22 protein-coding genes are annotated in these 15,619 nt (G+C 40.8%); 6 read left to right on the top strand and 16 right to left on the bottom strand.

Annotation, left to right across the window (positions count from 1 at the left end; all coding sequences use genetic code 11):
- The 3 genes from LZG72_RS29035 to LZG72_RS29025 form a co-directional block, all read right to left on the bottom strand.
- Window positions 1-189 (bottom strand): hypothetical protein (locus LZG72_RS29035; protein ID WP_233878758.1); only part of this gene is annotated, 189 nt, incomplete at its 3' end.
- Window positions 179-535: a plasmid mobilization protein gene (locus LZG72_RS29030; protein WP_233878757.1), complete on the bottom strand. Its 357-nt coding sequence runs from the start codon at window positions 533-535 to the stop codon at window positions 179-181. The genes LZG72_RS29030 and LZG72_RS29035, both read right to left, overlap by 11 nt.
- Window positions 536-781: 246 nt before the next feature.
- Window positions 782-1,060: a hypothetical protein gene (locus tag LZG72_RS29025; protein WP_233878756.1), complete on the bottom strand. Its 279-nt coding sequence runs from the start codon at window positions 1,058-1,060 to the stop codon at window positions 782-784.
- A gap of 386 nt (window positions 1,061-1,446) precedes the next feature.
- On the opposite strand from LZG72_RS29025, the gene LZG72_RS29020 reads away from it, so the two are divergent.
- From LZG72_RS29020 to LZG72_RS29010, 3 genes are all read left to right on the top strand, one after another.
- The gene (locus LZG72_RS29020; protein WP_233878754.1) at window positions 1,447-1,860 is read left to right on the top strand and encodes a hypothetical protein; all 414 of its coding nucleotides are present in this window, start codon (window positions 1,447-1,449) and stop codon (window positions 1,858-1,860) included.
- A gap of 129 nt (window positions 1,861-1,989) precedes the next feature.
- On the top strand, window positions 1,990-3,117 hold the full coding sequence (locus LZG72_RS29015) for a helix-turn-helix domain-containing protein (protein WP_233878753.1): 1,128 nt from the start codon (window positions 1,990-1,992) through the stop codon (window positions 3,115-3,117).
- A gap of 118 nt (window positions 3,118-3,235) precedes the next feature.
- Complete coding sequence (locus LZG72_RS29010; protein WP_233878751.1) at window positions 3,236-5,038, top strand: type IV secretory system conjugative DNA transfer family protein; 1,803 nt, start codon at window positions 3,236-3,238, stop codon at window positions 5,036-5,038.
- Here LZG72_RS29010 and LZG72_RS29005 read toward each other — a convergent pair.
- The gene (locus LZG72_RS29005) at window positions 5,028-5,372 is read right to left on the bottom strand and encodes a hypothetical protein (RefSeq protein ID WP_233878749.1); all 345 of its coding nucleotides are present in this window, start codon (window positions 5,370-5,372) and stop codon (window positions 5,028-5,030) included. The genes LZG72_RS29010 and LZG72_RS29005 overlap by 11 nt on opposite strands.
- 201 nt (window positions 5,373-5,573) lie before the next feature.
- On the opposite strand from LZG72_RS29005, the gene LZG72_RS29000 reads away from it, so the two are divergent.
- Complete coding sequence (locus LZG72_RS29000) at window positions 5,574-5,903, top strand: hypothetical protein (RefSeq protein ID WP_233878747.1); 330 nt, start codon at window positions 5,574-5,576, stop codon at window positions 5,901-5,903.
- A 15-nt stretch (window positions 5,904-5,918) separates the two neighbouring features.
- On the opposite strand, the gene LZG72_RS28995 is transcribed toward LZG72_RS29000, so the two are convergent.
- The 6 genes from LZG72_RS28995 to LZG72_RS28970 form a co-directional block, all read right to left on the bottom strand.
- A complete protein-coding gene (locus LZG72_RS28995) occupies window positions 5,919-6,770 on the bottom strand; it encodes a hypothetical protein (protein WP_233878746.1) in 852 nt (283 codons plus the stop codon).
- A gap of 11 nt (window positions 6,771-6,781) precedes the next feature.
- Window positions 6,782-7,927, bottom strand: coding sequence for a toprim domain-containing protein (locus tag LZG72_RS28990; protein ID WP_233878745.1), 1,146 nt, complete (start codon window positions 7,925-7,927; stop codon window positions 6,782-6,784).
- 246 nt (window positions 7,928-8,173) lie between these two features.
- Complete coding sequence (locus tag LZG72_RS28985) at window positions 8,174-9,085, bottom strand: replication protein RepA (RefSeq protein ID WP_233878743.1); 912 nt, start codon at window positions 9,083-9,085, stop codon at window positions 8,174-8,176.
- 56 nt (window positions 9,086-9,141) lie between these two features.
- Window positions 9,142-9,465 (bottom strand): hypothetical protein, encoded by a 324-nt coding sequence (locus LZG72_RS28980; protein WP_233878742.1) that lies wholly within the window; start codon window positions 9,463-9,465, stop codon window positions 9,142-9,144.
- A gap of 61 nt (window positions 9,466-9,526) precedes the next feature.
- Entirely contained in the window at window positions 9,527-10,183 is a 657-nt protein-coding gene (locus LZG72_RS28975; protein ID WP_233878741.1) for an AAA family ATPase, read from the bottom strand.
- Window positions 10,184-10,249: 66 nt separating this feature from the next.
- Window positions 10,250-10,918 (bottom strand): recombinase family protein, encoded by a 669-nt coding sequence (locus LZG72_RS28970; protein WP_233878740.1) that lies wholly within the window; start codon window positions 10,916-10,918, stop codon window positions 10,250-10,252.
- A gap of 156 nt (window positions 10,919-11,074) precedes the next feature.
- Here LZG72_RS28970 and LZG72_RS28965 point away from each other — a divergent pair, with 156 nt between their 5' ends.
- A complete protein-coding gene (locus LZG72_RS28965; protein WP_233878738.1) occupies window positions 11,075-11,590 on the top strand; it encodes a hypothetical protein in 516 nt (171 codons plus the stop codon).
- 58 nt (window positions 11,591-11,648) lie between these two features.
- Window positions 11,649-12,059: a hypothetical protein gene (locus LZG72_RS28960; RefSeq protein WP_233878736.1), complete on the top strand. Its 411-nt coding sequence runs from the start codon at window positions 11,649-11,651 to the stop codon at window positions 12,057-12,059.
- Window positions 12,060-12,241: 182 nt separating this feature from the next.
- On the opposite strand, the gene LZG72_RS28955 is transcribed toward LZG72_RS28960, so the two are convergent.
- The 6 genes from LZG72_RS28955 to LZG72_RS28930 form a co-directional block, all read right to left on the bottom strand.
- Complete coding sequence (locus LZG72_RS28955; protein ID WP_233878734.1) at window positions 12,242-12,739, bottom strand: hypothetical protein; 498 nt, start codon at window positions 12,737-12,739, stop codon at window positions 12,242-12,244.
- On the bottom strand, window positions 12,736-12,999 hold the full coding sequence (locus LZG72_RS28950; protein WP_233878732.1) for a hypothetical protein: 264 nt from the start codon (window positions 12,997-12,999) through the stop codon (window positions 12,736-12,738). Before LZG72_RS28950 ends, LZG72_RS28955 begins: the two co-directional genes overlap by 4 nt.
- Before the next feature lie 17 nt (window positions 13,000-13,016).
- Window positions 13,017-13,574 (bottom strand): hypothetical protein, encoded by a 558-nt coding sequence (locus LZG72_RS28945; protein ID WP_233878731.1) that lies wholly within the window; start codon window positions 13,572-13,574, stop codon window positions 13,017-13,019.
- A 34-nt stretch (window positions 13,575-13,608) separates the two neighbouring features.
- Window positions 13,609-13,917 carry a HigA family addiction module antitoxin gene (locus LZG72_RS28940; RefSeq protein WP_233878760.1) on the bottom strand — a complete coding sequence of 103 codons (309 nt, stop codon included), beginning with the start codon at window positions 13,915-13,917 and terminating at the stop codon, window positions 13,609-13,611.
- A 19-nt stretch (window positions 13,918-13,936) separates the two neighbouring features.
- Window positions 13,937-14,215: a type II toxin-antitoxin system RelE/ParE family toxin gene (locus LZG72_RS28935; RefSeq protein ID WP_233878730.1), complete on the bottom strand. Its 279-nt coding sequence runs from the start codon at window positions 14,213-14,215 to the stop codon at window positions 13,937-13,939.
- Between the two features lie 220 nt (window positions 14,216-14,435).
- A partial coding sequence (locus LZG72_RS28930; protein WP_233878729.1) for a relaxase/mobilization nuclease domain-containing protein occupies window positions 14,436-15,619 on the bottom strand: 1,184 nt, incomplete at its 5' end.

Below are 15,619 nucleotides of genomic sequence, written 5' to 3'. Positions count from 1 at the left end.
GTGATAGAGGCCGTGGATGCCTTTCGTCAGCTCACTGGTGAGCGACATTTCCAAAAGCGACTTTTTAAGGTCTTTGGGTCGGCTCGTGCCCCGCACCTCCAGAAGCTGCACCTGGTCGTTTTCCTTCTTGCCCAGGAGGTAATCAGCAAGCTGTACGCCATTCCCACGGCTGCGGCCTTTAATTACCATTGGACAAGGCGGTTTGAATGGCGTCTGCGGCTGTTTCAAGATCAGCAAAGGTTTTGCTGACCTGTTCGGGCGTTACATACTTGTAAGCCCAACGGTCTTTTAGAAGCTGGTTAATATCGCTCCGGATATTTCCCAGCTTCCCTAATGCGGCAATCTGCTCCCTACGTATAGGGTCGGCAGGTTGTCGGCGCGGCTTGCTTCCGATAATGCGGGACCGGCATAAGTCGGCTATCGTCATTCCGGATGCTGCTGCGGCTTCTTCAAGCTGTAAAAGTTCGGTTTCCGTTATCCGGAACTGAACGAGCTTTGACAGCTTGACGGCGGCGGGTTTGGTCGGTCTGGCCATAACATTACTTTTTATTTGACCGCCGGAGCGGGTAGGGGGTTCAGGGGGTAGGGCGGCAGCCCTGACCCTCTGACAAGACGTTTTGGAATAGAAAAATCCGGCGTTAGCAAGGGTTTTTGTATTACAAAACATGTCTTGCGTGAAACCACTTTCAAGTGCGACAAGATTACATATAACTTATTGGAAAAGCAAGTCATATAGGGGCGGCTAGCCCGGCCACTCACGCAGCCGGGCTTTTTAGTATCCTCAAAGGTGCGGTAGGAACAGGCGCAATACCCCCACAATAATTTTATTGCTAACAGGCAACACATTGTGCCAGGTGTAGCAGGTTTTTCGGGTGCGTCTGTTAAATCGGGCGGCGCGTGCAAGCGTCCGGTTTTTCGGGTGCAAATACATTAAGCTGAACTCACTGCGCGGGGTGGCCGATAGCCAAACCCAATCTTTCGATTTAACAAACTGCCCTTGATCGACCAACATTATATTCACTGCAAGCTGGCGGTATTGCTGGGGTGTTACAAAAATCATTGAATCCTCACTTGTTAAAGTTGCGGCGGTAACAAGACCCGACATTGAATGAGCGCAGCCAGCAAAAATTTTGACTCGCGAGGAATGCCAAAGGCAGGGGAAAATTTTTGTTGATGAAGTGAATGAGTCGGGTACGTTACCAGAGCGGCTTTGACAAGTGAGGATTCAATGATGTACCAAAAACACACTATCCATTAAATAAGTACTGTTTAAAAAAAGACACACAACACACTTTTTAAAAAAATTTATAGATAATATTATATATAATAAATGAAAAAAATATACACAAAGTATTCGCTATATACTGTCTATTTTATAAACTTGGCATTATATTTGTAAGTCTTAAATATTAATAAATTGTTAACCAATTGATTATCAGACAAGTAATGCGTAGAAATACTTTTACATATTGGGGAGACGATAAAAATCAATTTGCCCCTTACACACACAACAGCTCAAAAAAACGTTTTTGTCCATCTACAAAAAGCGTCATACTGACATTAAAAAACCTTACCCATATACAGGTAAGGTTTTTTAATCACCAGCCTTCGGTTCAACTCGCCTTCCGGGTACCAATCGTTTTCGAAATTTCCAATAACCCTGGGTATTATTATGCGACAAATGGAGGGAAAAGTACTTCAAATAAGGGTATTAGAAAATTCAACAAGCCACTCTTGATACCTTTCAAACGCGTGCGTAAAAATCGTATGGAGCAAAGACACCAGCAAAATTTCAATAAAGTGCTTGTCCATCCAACCCCTCGCTCTACCGAAGCTGGATTTCAGTTTGGCCCAAAATGATCGGCGTGAGCTGTCTTCCATAACATGCAGTTTTAAAGGTTCACTCAAATATAAATTATATAATTAACACATTCTGTATATACACAATATTTTTTGTAATTATTTTTCATCCTTCTAATTATATCTAAAATGGCCACCGTAACGCAAGTAACTTTCACAGAAGAAACCGGGCAAAAACTGAAAAAAATTCTTTTAGCCTGGATAGACGAAATTGAAGAAATGGCAAAAACAGGAGACGAAGACCTATCTAAAATTGATACAATAATTGTCTGGGTAGATAAATATCTCAGAAGAAAGGAAAATGACCCTTATTCCAATGCAGGTAGTGATGGGGGGTTAAACCGAATGCAATTAGATTATTTATATAAAAAATTTAATTTTTATGATATAATAGACAAAAAAGTTCAGTTCCTTAAAGACAAGGCAAATCCAGAGGATACAGTAAGTGATCCCGTTTACAGCAAGTGGAGCTATACTATTGATATGGGTAGAAAAAAAAATATAGATGGCTATCAAGAAGGGCTTGAATTTCACTCGTTAACTGGGTTATTAACTAGTACTTCCCAATTAAAGAAGGTATATCAGGCTGGCGGTGTTTTTTGCACAAGCGATGACCCCGAATTAAGTATCCTTTTTTCAGAGGCATTAGCTCAAATAATTGGCTGGGCAAAAAAAGAAACCAAAAACACATACGTGAATAAGGCTGTCGAAGCTAGAAAAGCTAAAATATCAGCTTTTTATGAAGGACTGAGGCCTGTTATTGAAAAAATACGCTCTACAAATGAAAAGGTCACATCCTATCGGATAGCGGCTGAACTAAACAAAATGGATATTTCAACTTATTCAAAATCAGGGCAATGGATGCCTAACATGGTTGATAGAATGTTGAAACACTTGGAAGATGACAAGCCTGTTATGAATGTGACGCAGCAAAAAATAGAAAAGGAATATCAGGAAAGCAGTATAATCGAAGCTCAAATCGAAGACATTCCGGTCAGCCCACGCAATGCCGTACGGCGGTTTAAGCAGGCTACCGGCGTTACACCTACCGAATATCTGCAGCGTACAAGAATTGAAGCTGCGAAAAAATTACTGGCACAGACAAACCAGAACCTTGTGGAAATAATGCTAAACTCCGGGTATAGTGATCTTAAATCGTTTAGAGAATTATTCAAAAAAAGCACAGGCTTGACGCCGAAGGCGTATCGAGATAAGTTTTTGGAACCGTCGGCACAACTAGAAAACGTACAGCCATAATATAACAACAGTCATACGTAGTAAAAAGGAATCCCTGGCATATCTGCTAGGGATTCCTTTTTGCATAAACATTAGTTCAGCTTAGCTACATAATTGCTTATCCATCATACCCTTACAGTTGAAAAAAGAGTATTTTGCAGTAATTGAACTGTTTACCCTTCTAATTATGCTACAACTTTTCAACTTACTCCTTATTGCCGCAACAGGCTTTGCAATTCTATTTTCAAGCCGACTATGGGCTATTCCTGTTGCAAGATTTTATCAGAAACTTAAAATACCGTTATGGTTGCTTTTCCCTTTGCTGATTGTTGTGCTTTGCATTTTCGGGTTTTACTTCTCTAAATTCTCATACACGTTTCTTCATGGTCTGTCGGACGATGTTCAAGAAAAAGCTATCAGTATAGCTCATCGCTATCCTTATGACGCAAGGGAAGCGAATATCCAATCAGACCCATATTATACTTATAGCTCTATGATTGATCAATGGGCATTAGGTTTACCAATGATAGTATGCTTCAACCTTTTTTTTCTGTGGCTCCTACCATTAAATGTTATTCAGGACACGAAGGCGGATAAAAAGAAAAAAGCAGATTTAAAAAAGGCTTATGGTGTTCAGGGTTGGGCAACGCGAGAGGAAATCTTAAAAAATACCGGTGAATACGGCTTACATATCGGGTCTGGCTTTTACTGGAAAGGCCAGGGACACCTTTTAACAACGGGGGGCACTCGTGGCGGTAAGGGCCTGCACCTTGTGGTTCCTGCGCTGCTCAATGATGATTTGCAGGAAGAAGAATTTGCAACGTCTTTTATTCTACTCGACCCAAAAGGCGAAAACTGCGCCATATCCGGGGCATATCTAAAAAAATGCGGTTATAACGTCCAAGTTATAAACCCGTTTGGCATTCCTGAAATTGCCGAATTTGGCAATGCCCGCTTTAATCCGTTTGATTTGGTTACTCCGGAAAATCCCGACGTGATCGGCTTTTCCGATATGATTGCAAACTCACTACTGCCGCCAGGTCGTGGCAGTCAAGATCATTTTGAAGAATCGGCCAGGCAATACTTGTCTTTCTATATTCTGCATATGATTACCCAAAACGATGAACCAAAAAGCTTTAAGACGCTTTACAATTGGATACGTTTGGGCGGTGCAGATAGGGTAAATTTATTAGACCGTATGGCTGAAAATCCCACTTTTGACGGGATAATACAAACAAATGCGGATTCCGTCCGCAAACAGATATTTGCTGAAGCCGACAAAGAAATTGAATCCATCTATTCAACCTGCAGGCGGGGAACCGATGTTTTCAAGGATTTGCAGCTAAGGAACAGTACCAGTGCATCAGATTTTGATTTAAAGACTATTGCCAAGGAAAAAACAGCGCTTTTTATCTGTGTAAATCCAAAGGATTTAGACCGGGTGCAAGGCTGGCTCCGGATACTTTTTAACTGTGTACTCAATACGTTGACAGTTCATTACAACAAGAAACGCAAGACTGTGGTTTTGCTCGATGAATTTCCGACAATCGGATATCTGAAAGAATTTGAGACAGCTTCCGGATTTCTGGCCGGATACAATGTTACATTGTGGCCGATCATTCAGGACTTAACCCAGCTAAAAACGCTTTACCCCAATTCGTGGGAAACATTCATTAACAACGCCATTGTAAAACACTGGCTGTCTGTCGGTGATAATTTTACGGCTGATTATCTAGGGAAAAGGATGCCGAAAGACCTGATTTTCATTCAGCAACCTAATGGAGATCGGGAAGTTCAAAAAAACCTGCTCGACCCGAATGAGGTTTTAACATTCAATGGCATTATCACGGAGATAAAGGGTATGTCTGCTCCTGCATGGTTTGCAAGGGTGCCATATACAGAGCTAAATGATAATGGCGCGCCCAATCCGTTCAGGGATTAGCTGGCTGGCTTGGTCGTTTTCTATTAAGATTGCCCGTAACAGCATTCAGGTAAGGGATTGAGCCTGTATGTGCAGCAATGGGCTGATAAACCCCTTCAATGTTACGCATGACAACAGCATACCCATTAGGAAGGCTATCTTTTGTCCGTTTTATAAAGTCTTTGGTCGTCTTCTCCTGATCGGGCGCAATGGTGTACATTTCACCTGTGATATAATCCGGGATTTGCATTGGCGGTTTATCGCCATGCAGGTAATCAGAAAGATTTTGCAGGAAATTAAGAGTTGAACGGCGAATATTCACGGAATCCCCCAAGAGCTGAATTTCCGTAATCATACCATGCCGGCCGACTAGTGTCAAACAAAATATTATTTCGCCGGCATCAAGGATCTGGCCGGCAGAAGGGTATAAGAAGTGCGGGATCTACTCCGGAGCTGGGCGCACCTGGTTAAATTTTGACAGGCAGCGCCAAATATTGTTGGGTTTGAACTGGTGTCATTTATTAAGCGTTAACCATTAAAAAAAGCTTAGTAAAAAATGATCACAGATTTACAGGTGAACAAAGAAATTTCTGAAATATTACGCCCAGAAATTGAAAGAGAATTACGTAACGCTTACCATGCTGAAATTTACGACTGGCAGTTTTGGGCTGATAATCTAATATCCGTTACAGTGCAATGCAAATCAGATATTACAAATGGAATAAGTCCCCCACTTATTCGAGTATCAGACGCAATATTTTCTGAAAAGAAGTTAGGGGGCACACTCATTCTAGGTCAATTCAGGTGTGTAAAAAATCACTTTGGGATAGATGAAGAGAATTATATAAATCTCGTCAACATTCCTATGGGATTATATGGCTGCTAATCATATCTCTATATCCTATGCTGACGCTGGCTGAACTAGCTGTAGGATAAATGATCCGATAGATGCTATTTCTGCGCCGTGTGTAGATAAAGTACCTATAATCGTTTTAATAACACTTATTTTCGGTTTATCCGAATGTATTTGATCTCCTAGTGCTTCTAGAAGGTCTACAAGGTCTTGTTTGTCAACGGCTGAGATTTTAAGTTTTTCTATTTCATATTGGAGCTTTTCGAGATGTTCGTTTATGCTTCCAGTATTTTTATGAATTATATTAGTTGAACTATCAACACTGTTATTATTAACCCGGTTATTATTTCCCTCAAAATTGTAGTTATAATTATTATTAATTATAGTCTTTTCTCGTTCAGCTTCAATAAGTCCTAATTTTCTAACAGTCATTTGGTAACCCGCAGGAATCGCAAGGAATTTCTCGTGAAATCCGGGGTCTACTACTTCATACGTATCCTCACTCCCATTAGACATGCTGTGAGTAATAATATCTCCCGACTGAATTAGAATTGTTCCAGTCATATATATTTTCTTCCCTTGTACACTAGCTTTCAAATTTGAAAAAACTTCCCCATCTTTTTTTCTTAATACGGATATGTTATCCGTTTCTAATGCAGAAAAGGTCATTGTTTCTCTATTAATAGGTTCTAATTCTTGTTGTGAAAATTCATCCTTTTTTATTTCATTTTCATCTGCCCATGAGCAAATAACTTTTCCAGTAAAAATAGTTTCACTGCTAAAATTTCTATCTGTTATTACTAATTTGGTCTTATTTTGAACAACAACCATTGGACGTCTAGGAAGAAGTGTATGTATTACGTATTCACCCTCCTTAAATTTTGGCCGAATATATGACATGAATGATTTAATTATATTTTTGGCTTATAATCCTGCGTCCTTCTGTGCGCTGCCGTTGCGCTGGAGTCAAAGAATTTGACAGGGGATTTTATAAATGCTGTCCGGTTTTCAGTTGGCACGTTTTTGAGATAATCATTTAAATCATGGCAATTTTGATCTTGATAGATATAACTGCAATCCCCTAATTGGTGGCCTGTTGGTTCAAATAGTTCCGCCATTCGGTCAAATGCCTTCTGTCCAGCATCGTCATTGTCAAAGTAAGTAATTACTGATTTAACCGTTTCCGCTAATGCTGGATTACTGATTATATAATTTGCAGCCTGTGCAGCAAAAGCCGTTGAATTAAGCACGATAACCGGATTTTGAGGCTTTTCCTGTCCGGTCAAAACTAGATACGACAGAAAATCTATAAAGCCTTCAAACAAATGAAGCGACTGCGCTTCTTTCTTCTGGCCGGGAATAAAGCTGATATTTTTGGCACCTGTATTGACATGGTGCTTGTAGGCCGTTGCCGCTCTGATTTCTAAACCGCCGTCGATGTTTGGAAATGATACGCCGTAAAATTTCTTCTTTGACTGGTTATCCAGATAATTAGCCTGCCCGCAAAAGCCCTGCGCCAGCTTCGCCGGGATGCCTCGTTCGTCCAAATATCCCAAAAGCTGGGGATTGGTCAGCCGCTTATTGTCGATCAGGGTAAACCTGTCGCTCTGAATGGCCTTAATTTGCCCAGATTTCGGGGCTGTGATGGCCTTAACCGGGGCTTGCGCTACCCTTACCCCATTTAATCTGTCCAGCCATTTCAGCGCGTCAGAAATCGCCTTATCCGAGGTTTCTTTTCCAATCATACAGTTAGCAAAGGCAATGACGTTTCCACCCTCGCCTGAACCAAAATCTTTCCAGCACCACAAACCGGACGGAAGTTGCCAAACTTTGAAACTCGGTGTGTCTTCGTCACGCAAGGGCGACAGATACCAAAGCCCCTGCCGTGTTACAGGCTGCTGCTGGCAGCCAAGCTGCGCAAGCAAGGACGGTAGATCAATCTGTTTAGCTTGGGCAACGTTCATAGATTTCCAGAAAAGACATAATTCAAAAAATGCCTTGCTGATCAAAAAGAAAAAGCGCGGGCGTGTACTGATTTTTAATTTATCAACTTTCAAGAATTTAACAACTAAAAACCTAGTTATCGTTATATTTTCTTTTTGAACAGTAAGTAGTTTTCCACGTAGTGGAGCTACTAATAATAGGTTTATTTTTAATAGTATATATATAATAGTTTCTCCACCTAAGTTACGGTAGTTTCTCCACCTAAGTTACGGTGAATAACTAGCTCTTCTCCACCTAAGTTACGGTGGATAAATCTAACCAATTGATTAATAATCAGTACTTATCCACATCCACCCAAGTTACGGTAGATAAATCCTTTTCTGAATTGGTGCTGGACTTTTCCGGAATCTCCACCCCTCTCCATCAAGGGTAAATTTGGCATCTGAATACGCTAAACGAACTAAATCTGCCGTTAGCCGCATGGTTCCCTTGAACTTATCCATGCGCTGAATATCTCCGCCAAAAATCTCTTTCATGGTTGCCCAGGTCAGAAATAATTCTTTGTCCAAACTATGCAGCCGGTAAGCCAAAAACGTATAGAAATCTATCGCCCGAGCATTGCCTGACAAAATACGCAAATGCTCCATTGATAGCGGCAATGGATGCTTTTGCAGCTCATCCCAATAGTCAAGGCTCAAAACAATATTCCTGCGCCATAAAAGCAATTGATCAGGATGCGTTTTGGGAAACAGATCAAAGCCCTTCACAATTGGCATTTGACCGTGAACGCTCGTCCCGTCGGTATCTTGATAGGCAACACTAATCAAAGATGCAGACAGACGAGCAATCTGGTTCCGTGCCTGATTGATCTGGTTTCCCCCATCTGTCAGTCCAATTTTTTGCAAAAATTTAGGTAAACTGTTAGCCTCTATTTCAATTTTATTGCTGCCCTGCTGCAATGCTAAAGCATTGATGACGCCCAATAATAGGCGGGCTTTCGGACCAAATGGCAAACCTAAAAATTGGTTTTTCCCGGTATGAACATTCGGGATTGGCAGTTGGCTAATGTTAAGCTGAAAATGGCCGCTTTTATGAATGAAACTTTCGGTTGGGTCTAGCTTCACGTCTCGGCGTGGGAAATATACATGAGCCAAGGCCACAGGCATGTACAGGTGCTCTCGATCCTCGCGCGGCGTATTAAAGCTGTCCATGATAAGTTTATGGCGGCTTTCAGCATATTTGGACATTTTAAGTGGCTTTTCTTCGCTCATTTATTCATCCTTTAATATAAAAAGTAATATCATTTATTACACTAAAAATAATACTACTACTTACTAATACCGTATTTTTTTCTTTCCCGCTCGATCTTCTCTTGTGCCGCTTCAACTAGCCAAGCATGTTGAGAAACGGGCACTTTCTTTTTACTTCGCCCATCACGTGGCCGACACTGACGCAATTCTGCTATTGCCTCGATTTCTTCAATGGTCAGGCTGACATTTACAAGTTTGGCAAGTTGGATGCTTTCAGCATCAGCTTGCTTTGTCGATCCTCCCCTGTTGATAACCTCTTTTATTTGCCGCTCGGTCTTAGCATCAATTTGAACAGGTTTAGAAGGTTCATTTTTCTGTTTCGGTGCTGGTGAAATAGCCATGATTACGTATATCCTTTAATGTTATTAATTACATCATAAATAATATTATAAACAATACCATTTATGATACTTCATGTAGTTTTAAAATGTTTTGAAATAAGCCATTTATCTCGCTTACTGCTTTTTCATCAATAGGGTTCATTTCTAGAACACTTAACCCTTTTGCAGCGGCATGTGAGAACGCTTTGCGCCCACCTATTGGACAGTCTATAAACGTTAGTCTTTCGGTCTGTCCCAACAATTCGGCGGCATCGTCATTATCTGCACCTCGTGGATCAGCTCTATTGAGAAAAGCATACACGGCCAAAGGTGATGGCTTAGCTGGTAAAATTTCAGAAAGTAGTTTTTCCACTTTGGGAACTGTCCAGACATCAAAACTACGGGGATTGAATGGCAGCAGGTAAATATCTGTCACATACAAAGCCGCCCTCTGGCTGTTTGTATCTCGCCCACCTGTATCAATAACAATGTGGTCATATTTTTCCTGCAATTTCAAAACTTGCGATCTGACGGATTCTCCGGTTAGTTTAACGGCGGTATAGCCTATATTCCCATCTTTTGTTTCTTCCCGCCATGCTGTAAAATCTGTTGCGGTTTCTTGGTCGTCGGCATCGACTAACAAGACATCGCTCCCCATTTTGGATAGATAAATGACTAGGTTTGTGGCTATGGTGGTTTTACCGCTTCCACCTTTAACCCCTCCGACAGTAAAAATCATGTTTTTTCCTACACTAAAAGTAAAATATTAAATCACATCAAAAGTAATATTATTTTTGATATGTAGTCAAGTGTTATTTTCCCTGTGAATTACCGACCCTAAACGGTTCAAAAGCGCATATACATTGGGAATATGCCACTTTTGGCCGTTATGCCGGTAAGTCGGCACGTTCCGGCTGTTCAGCTCGTCACGGATAGCCCGAACGGTTATAAAACCTTCCTCTTTTAACCCTTCGATCACTGGCCGCATCTGTTCTGCGAACTGGTCAGCCGCCGTTTTATTCTTTTTGCCCAGCACGTGACCATGCTTGCCCAGGATAACGCCCCGGCGCTTGGCCGCCGCCAAAGCTTCCTTTGTCCGTGTCCCGATCTGCACCGCTTCATGTTCAGCGAAGGCGGCCAGCATGTGCAGCATAACCCGGCTGGCGTGGGGATTGTCGACAGCTTTAAATTCAACCTTGCTTTCCATCAGGTTTGAGATAAACGCCACATTACGGCCTAACCGATCAAGCTTCGCAATTATCAACGTTGCCCGTTCTTTTCGGCATTGGGAGAGGGCGGCCAATAGTTGCGGACGCTTGTTTTTGCGCCCGCTCTCGACCTCTGTATATGCCGCTGCAATGTCGTAGCCCTGCATCGTTGCAAACTGCTCCACGGCCATTTGCTGGGCTTCAAGACCTAGCCCGCTACGGCCTTGCTTGTCGAGTGATACACGGTAATAGGCAACTGCTTTCATGCTCACCAAAAAGAAAAAAGGATGCTTTGTTAATTAGTATACGGACGTTTATATAGTAACAGATAAATTTTACAATAACAAAACTATTTTATACATATTTTTAATATATTGAATATCAATTATTTATAACTATTGGTGACATTGTTCCTTGCAAACATGAGTTCGTTTCTTATAGCATTGAGAATGGCGGTATGCTCTGCCCTATTATTATTTTTTACTATCTCTATTTCTGAGGCTCAGACCAAACAAGAAACAATAGAATGGTTAGAATCAAAACTATCACTACCAGCAAATGCTGAAAATTATGACGGGTCTGGTCGGCTGATTTGGGATAAAAGATATCAAGAAGCTCTTAATGACTGTAAATTTAAAATATGCTTCGAGTATCCACGTGGTGGTGGTCGTTTTATTAAGCTTGTAGCAACTATACCTCTTAAAAACATCCATTTGGATGAAAGAAAGTATATAACAATTGATTATAATGGAGTTGATATTGACCGATTTTTTTCATCGTCACTAGCATTCGAGCCAGATACATACAGTAGCACAAGTGTATCAAATAGCTTACCCTTCCGAATTATAGATAAAGAGCCCAATTTAGCTGAAAGAGTTTTTAAAGCCTTAAACCATTTAGCTACATTTTGCAAAGAAATTTCACCTGAAAAATTTTAGTTCAACAATCTTCTTAACTATCCCAAAAACAGTGTTTTACATTTAACCAATCCTAAAAATGAAAAAACTGATTACTCCTCTATTCATTTTGACTTTAATTTCATGTCTTAATGCGCATGCTCAAACGAAATCAACGGCTAGCGCAATCACGGGCGAAAACAGAAACATCGATCCTAAAAGCAAATCAGTTAGTGATCGTCTGGAAAATCGCTATACTCCGGGTAATGAGAAGGAGTCTTTCAACAATACAAATGTGGGAAATAATTCTGCCAATGAAAGTAAAACCGCGATTGAAAAGAAACCTAGCCAAGGTAGCTATCTTGACGGCTATCAGAATAAGACGAAAGGAGCGTATGAGAAGGGGTATGAAAGCATAAAAAATAGCGCTGTAGGCGAACAACAATATCCTGCTGATAAAAAGGCAATATCTAATTCAACCGAAAAGCCAAAAGATTTACCAAAACCGTAATTTAACCCTTTCTACGTCAAGTTCCCTCCATATCCAAACAACAGCACCAATTATACCAGCAGCCATTACCTTTGACCAAACAGGGTCTTTCCATACTTGTTTAATCCATGCCAAAATTTCTGCATAATAGGGGAGAAGCATTTATTATATTACACTATTAATATCGGTTCGGAATCTCGCAATTATTTCCTAACCATGAACTCTGTTCTAGCATGATTAAAGTTAATAACATTCAGGCCAATAGAACTTAAATATCCATAAAGAGGAAAATCTGCTGTTAAAACCAAAATTTTGTCTTCTGCTAATTTGTGGATCACACTATCAGTAAGGCCAAATTTTCTAAGAACTTGCTTATTAATATTATTGCTTGGAATATATACTTCTCCAACTTGCTCAAATAATTTACCCATGTATGCAAACAAACGCTGCTTAGATAATTCATTAGAACTACTTGCTAAATTGCTGACCTCAGTTAAGATGTTAGGAGTAACAACAATTTTACTATTTATCAGCAACTTTCTAAGTAAATCAAAATCTTCACAAGTATATGCTCTCGTATTTTTATCTGTTTCTACCTGCGACCTATCAAAGGTTCCAATTAAATATAATATCAAAAGATTGGCATCAACCAAAATCCTTTTATTTAAATTATTAGAAATCAAACTTTGAATATAGGTCATTTAAATTCTCTAATTTTCATAGATAGAACATCTCCTGAATGAGCATTTATTACAAATATCTTATACTTTCTAGTATTAAGGGAAAATGGATTTTCGTCCAGATCCTTACTTGTAAAACTAAGAGTAACCAACCATCTTTCTGGTGGACTATCGTCATAATACTCAATCTCTTCTAATAAAATACGATCTGCTGATGGAGTCAGCAGAGCCAAATAATCCATTGCAATTTTTGAAGCTTCTTGAACTTTTAAATTGGCCATATATTAAAAATGATTACTTAGTTATTAGTAGCTTTTTTGATAACTATACTAACTGGAAATTCGCGAGGAATACCAGCCTTAGACGGTTTTGTATTAATCTGTTGTAATATAATTTCTCTATTTTCGCTGGGTGAAAATTCTAGTATTATTTTACCTCTTTCATTTGGAGGAAGCTCTCTTAATTCGCCTTTTGGGGTATAGGTATGGGTAGATATATAAGTGCCATCCTTATCCCGGACTATATTACTATGAGTGTTGCAAAATATTTGTACATCTATGTTACTCCTAGTATTATTTTTAAATACTAGCTTTATTTGATATTTGTACGTTTTTGATGTCTCATAATTTTTATAGGTCGATGAAGATGATGTCCCATGATATGTTGTATAACTTCCAGTTTCATGGTGGTACTTTTCGATTTCAATATGAGGTGAAATTGTTTCTAAAACAACTCCATTCAAATCCATGTTAGGTGATAATGTTAACCCACCAAAATCTCGCTTTCTTGGCTTGAAAGCTATATATAGTATTGCGATTAATATAACACCGCATATAAGTAGAAATGGTTCATTCATAGTTAACCGAGTTAAATATTTTTACATGAATTTTCTATGCTGGGTGTAAATTATTTCCTGTGAAATGTTCAATTTGAGATCGGTTAACTTTCTTCTCGGCGTGCCACACTTCATAATTCTTTTGCAAGTTGACCCAAAATTGAGTGCTGTTACCGAAAGCTTCTGAAAGCTTCACAGCAAGTTCCGGACTGATACCCGCCCGGCCATTTACAATGTTCGACAAATTTTCGCGCGCAACCCCTAAGCCCTTTGCAACTTGTGTTACTGTTAAACCCCGTTCTTTGATATAGTCCTCTCTTAAAATTTCGCCTGGATGTGTTGGCGGCAATCCTCTCTTTAACATGTCGTTCTCCTTTCCCTGTTTAGTGATAATCTCTGTAATCAACATCAAAAATATCTCCATTTTCAAACCGGAAAATAATCCGGAAGTTGGGGGACACCTTCAATGACCAAAAATCTGATAAATCTCCTGTCAACTTGTGAATGCCTGAGCCCATTTGCTTGATATCATCTACCGATGTAATGGCCTCCAATTGGTCAAAAATGCGGGTAATCTTGCCTAAATACGCTGCTGGAAGCTTTGATCCGTTACCCTGTTCATAGTAGAGCAGCAAGCCTTTATGTCGGATAGAAACAATCATAACACAATTGTAACATGTAATATCACACATCACAAGTGTTTTTTTATTATTTCACTGTGAAGCAGGCAAATAAACCTATCCGGATTTGGTGCATGGATGCAAAAAGCCTGATAATAAGCGGCAGGGTCAATAAGAATTTTGAATCGCGAGGAAGGCAGTAGGCCGGGGAAAATTGTTGTTTATGCTGTTGCGTGTCAGGTAAAACGGCTTGCCACTAATTCTAACGCTCGTAACCGCCGCGATCACGGCCACGATCACGGTCTTGATCACGTTCCAAGTCTTCATCTTCTATCTCGTCACCTTCTATTTCGTCATAATATTGCGGTTCCGCCGGCTCTGGCTCCTGTCCTCGTTCTTGCTGTGTATTTGTTTGCTCCCGACTATTGGTTAAAGCCTGTCGCATCATCTTTTCACGCTGGGCTAATCTATCTAAATATTTTTTCCGTAAGGCTGCGGCCTTGTCCTGGCTATCTGACAATTGGCGGTCTGGCTCCGGCTTTTGTTCCAGATCAGGCAGCAGGGCAGGGGAGTAATCTAATTTCTGCTCGATGTTAATGCTGTACGATGCCCCTTTGAATTGCTCATTTTCAAGTGCAGGCTCTTTTTTATCACGGTTTAACATGGCATTTGCTAAATCCTGACTGTCTGACAATTCATGGGTTTTATCTGGCTGCGGCGGCTCTGCTTGCCGTTCATTTTCTTTTTGAACAGCACGCGCCCGATGTTCTTCTAGGGCGTCCGCAACGGTTTTTAAATCGTTGCGGATGGGCTGCAATTGCTTTCGCACGTCCGCTGTCTTGGCATCTTCAAGCATTCGGACTAGGTTTTCATCTACTCCCTCCGGCGTAATCACGCGCCACGGGCGGTTGCTGTTAGTGACAGCTATTTGATATCCTGCTTTCTCGGCTTCCTGAACAAAGGCTTTTGCATCCGGAAACTGCTGCCATAGGTCTGACAATTCCCTTTTGTAGTCTGACTTATTGTATTCTCGCTCTGGCTGTTGGTCTTCGCGCTGCGGGGTGTGGTCATGCCCTAAAATCTGTTCAATTTCGTCGCGGGCTTTATCGTGTTTTTTATAATTCTTGCCGTCTTTCCGTAGCCGTTCTGTTTCGTGGTCGTAACGCTCCCACACTATATGACCATGAATACGGCCTCTTTTCTCATGCAGCACTATCGCCCGTTTCTGGCCTTCAAAACCTAGGTGTTTTTCTAATATGTCGGCTGCTGTCGCCCATTCCTCCGGTGTCATTTGCAGGTCTTCCCCGATTGCCGGATTGATCTGCGCGTGATAGAGGCCGTGGATGCCTTTCGTCAGCTCACTGGTGAGCGACATTTCCAAAAGCGACTTTTTAAGGTCTTTGGGTCGGCTCGTGCCCCGCACCTCCAGAAGCTGCACCTGGTCGT

Source organism: Dyadobacter sp. CY323 (assembly GCF_021390245.1).
In the GTDB taxonomy this organism is placed as follows: domain Bacteria; phylum Bacteroidota; class Bacteroidia; order Cytophagales; family Spirosomataceae; genus Dyadobacter.
Note: the sequence above shows the minus strand (reverse complement) of the source record. Positions and strands in the feature narration are given on the sequence as shown.

Bases quoted from the DNA above. Each gene is read 5' to 3' on its own strand.
- LZG72_RS28965 (WP_233878738.1), top strand. From the start codon at position 11,075: ATGAGTTCGTTTCTTATAGCATTGAGAATGGCGGTATGCTCTGCCCTA.
- LZG72_RS28970 (WP_233878740.1), bottom strand. From the start codon at position 10,918: ATGAAAGCAGTTGCCTATTACCGTGTATCACTCGACAAGCAAGGCCGT.
- LZG72_RS29025 (WP_233878756.1), bottom strand. From the start codon at position 1,060: ATGATTTTTGTAACACCCCAGCAATACCGCCAGCTTGCAGTGAATATA.
- LZG72_RS28935 (WP_233878730.1), bottom strand. From the start codon at position 14,215: ATGATTGTTTCTATCCGACATAAAGGCTTGCTGCTCTACTATGAACAG.
- LZG72_RS29005 (WP_233878749.1), bottom strand. From the start codon at position 5,372: ATGATTACGGAAATTCAGCTCTTGGGGGATTCCGTGAATATTCGCCGT.
- LZG72_RS29000 (WP_233878747.1), top strand. From the start codon at position 5,574: ATGATCACAGATTTACAGGTGAACAAAGAAATTTCTGAAATATTACGC.
- LZG72_RS28995 (WP_233878746.1), bottom strand. From the start codon at position 6,770: ATGTCATATATTCGGCCAAAATTTAAGGAGGGTGAATACGTAATACAT.
- LZG72_RS28955 (WP_233878734.1), bottom strand. From the start codon at position 12,739: ATGACCTATATTCAAAGTTTGATTTCTAATAATTTAAATAAAAGGATT.
- LZG72_RS28975 (WP_233878741.1), bottom strand. From the start codon at position 10,183: ATGATTTTTACTGTCGGAGGGGTTAAAGGTGGAAGCGGTAAAACCACC.
- LZG72_RS29015 (WP_233878753.1), top strand. From the start codon at position 1,990: ATGGCCACCGTAACGCAAGTAACTTTCACAGAAGAAACCGGGCAAAAA.
- LZG72_RS28960 (WP_233878736.1), top strand. From the start codon at position 11,649: ATGAAAAAACTGATTACTCCTCTATTCATTTTGACTTTAATTTCATGT.
- LZG72_RS28980 (WP_233878742.1), bottom strand. From the start codon at position 9,465: ATGGCTATTTCACCAGCACCGAAACAGAAAAATGAACCTTCTAAACCT.
- LZG72_RS29030 (WP_233878757.1), bottom strand. From the start codon at position 535: ATGGCCAGACCGACCAAACCCGCCGCCGTCAAGCTGTCAAAGCTCGTT.
- LZG72_RS28985 (WP_233878743.1), bottom strand. From the start codon at position 9,085: ATGAGCGAAGAAAAGCCACTTAAAATGTCCAAATATGCTGAAAGCCGC.
- LZG72_RS28940 (WP_233878760.1), bottom strand. From the start codon at position 13,917: ATGTTAAAGAGAGGATTGCCGCCAACACATCCAGGCGAAATTTTAAGA.
- LZG72_RS28945 (WP_233878731.1), bottom strand. From the start codon at position 13,574: ATGAATGAACCATTTCTACTTATATGCGGTGTTATATTAATCGCAATA.
- LZG72_RS28950 (WP_233878732.1), bottom strand. From the start codon at position 12,999: ATGGCCAATTTAAAAGTTCAAGAAGCTTCAAAAATTGCAATGGATTAT.
- LZG72_RS29020 (WP_233878754.1), top strand. From the start codon at position 1,447: ATGCGTAGAAATACTTTTACATATTGGGGAGACGATAAAAATCAATTT.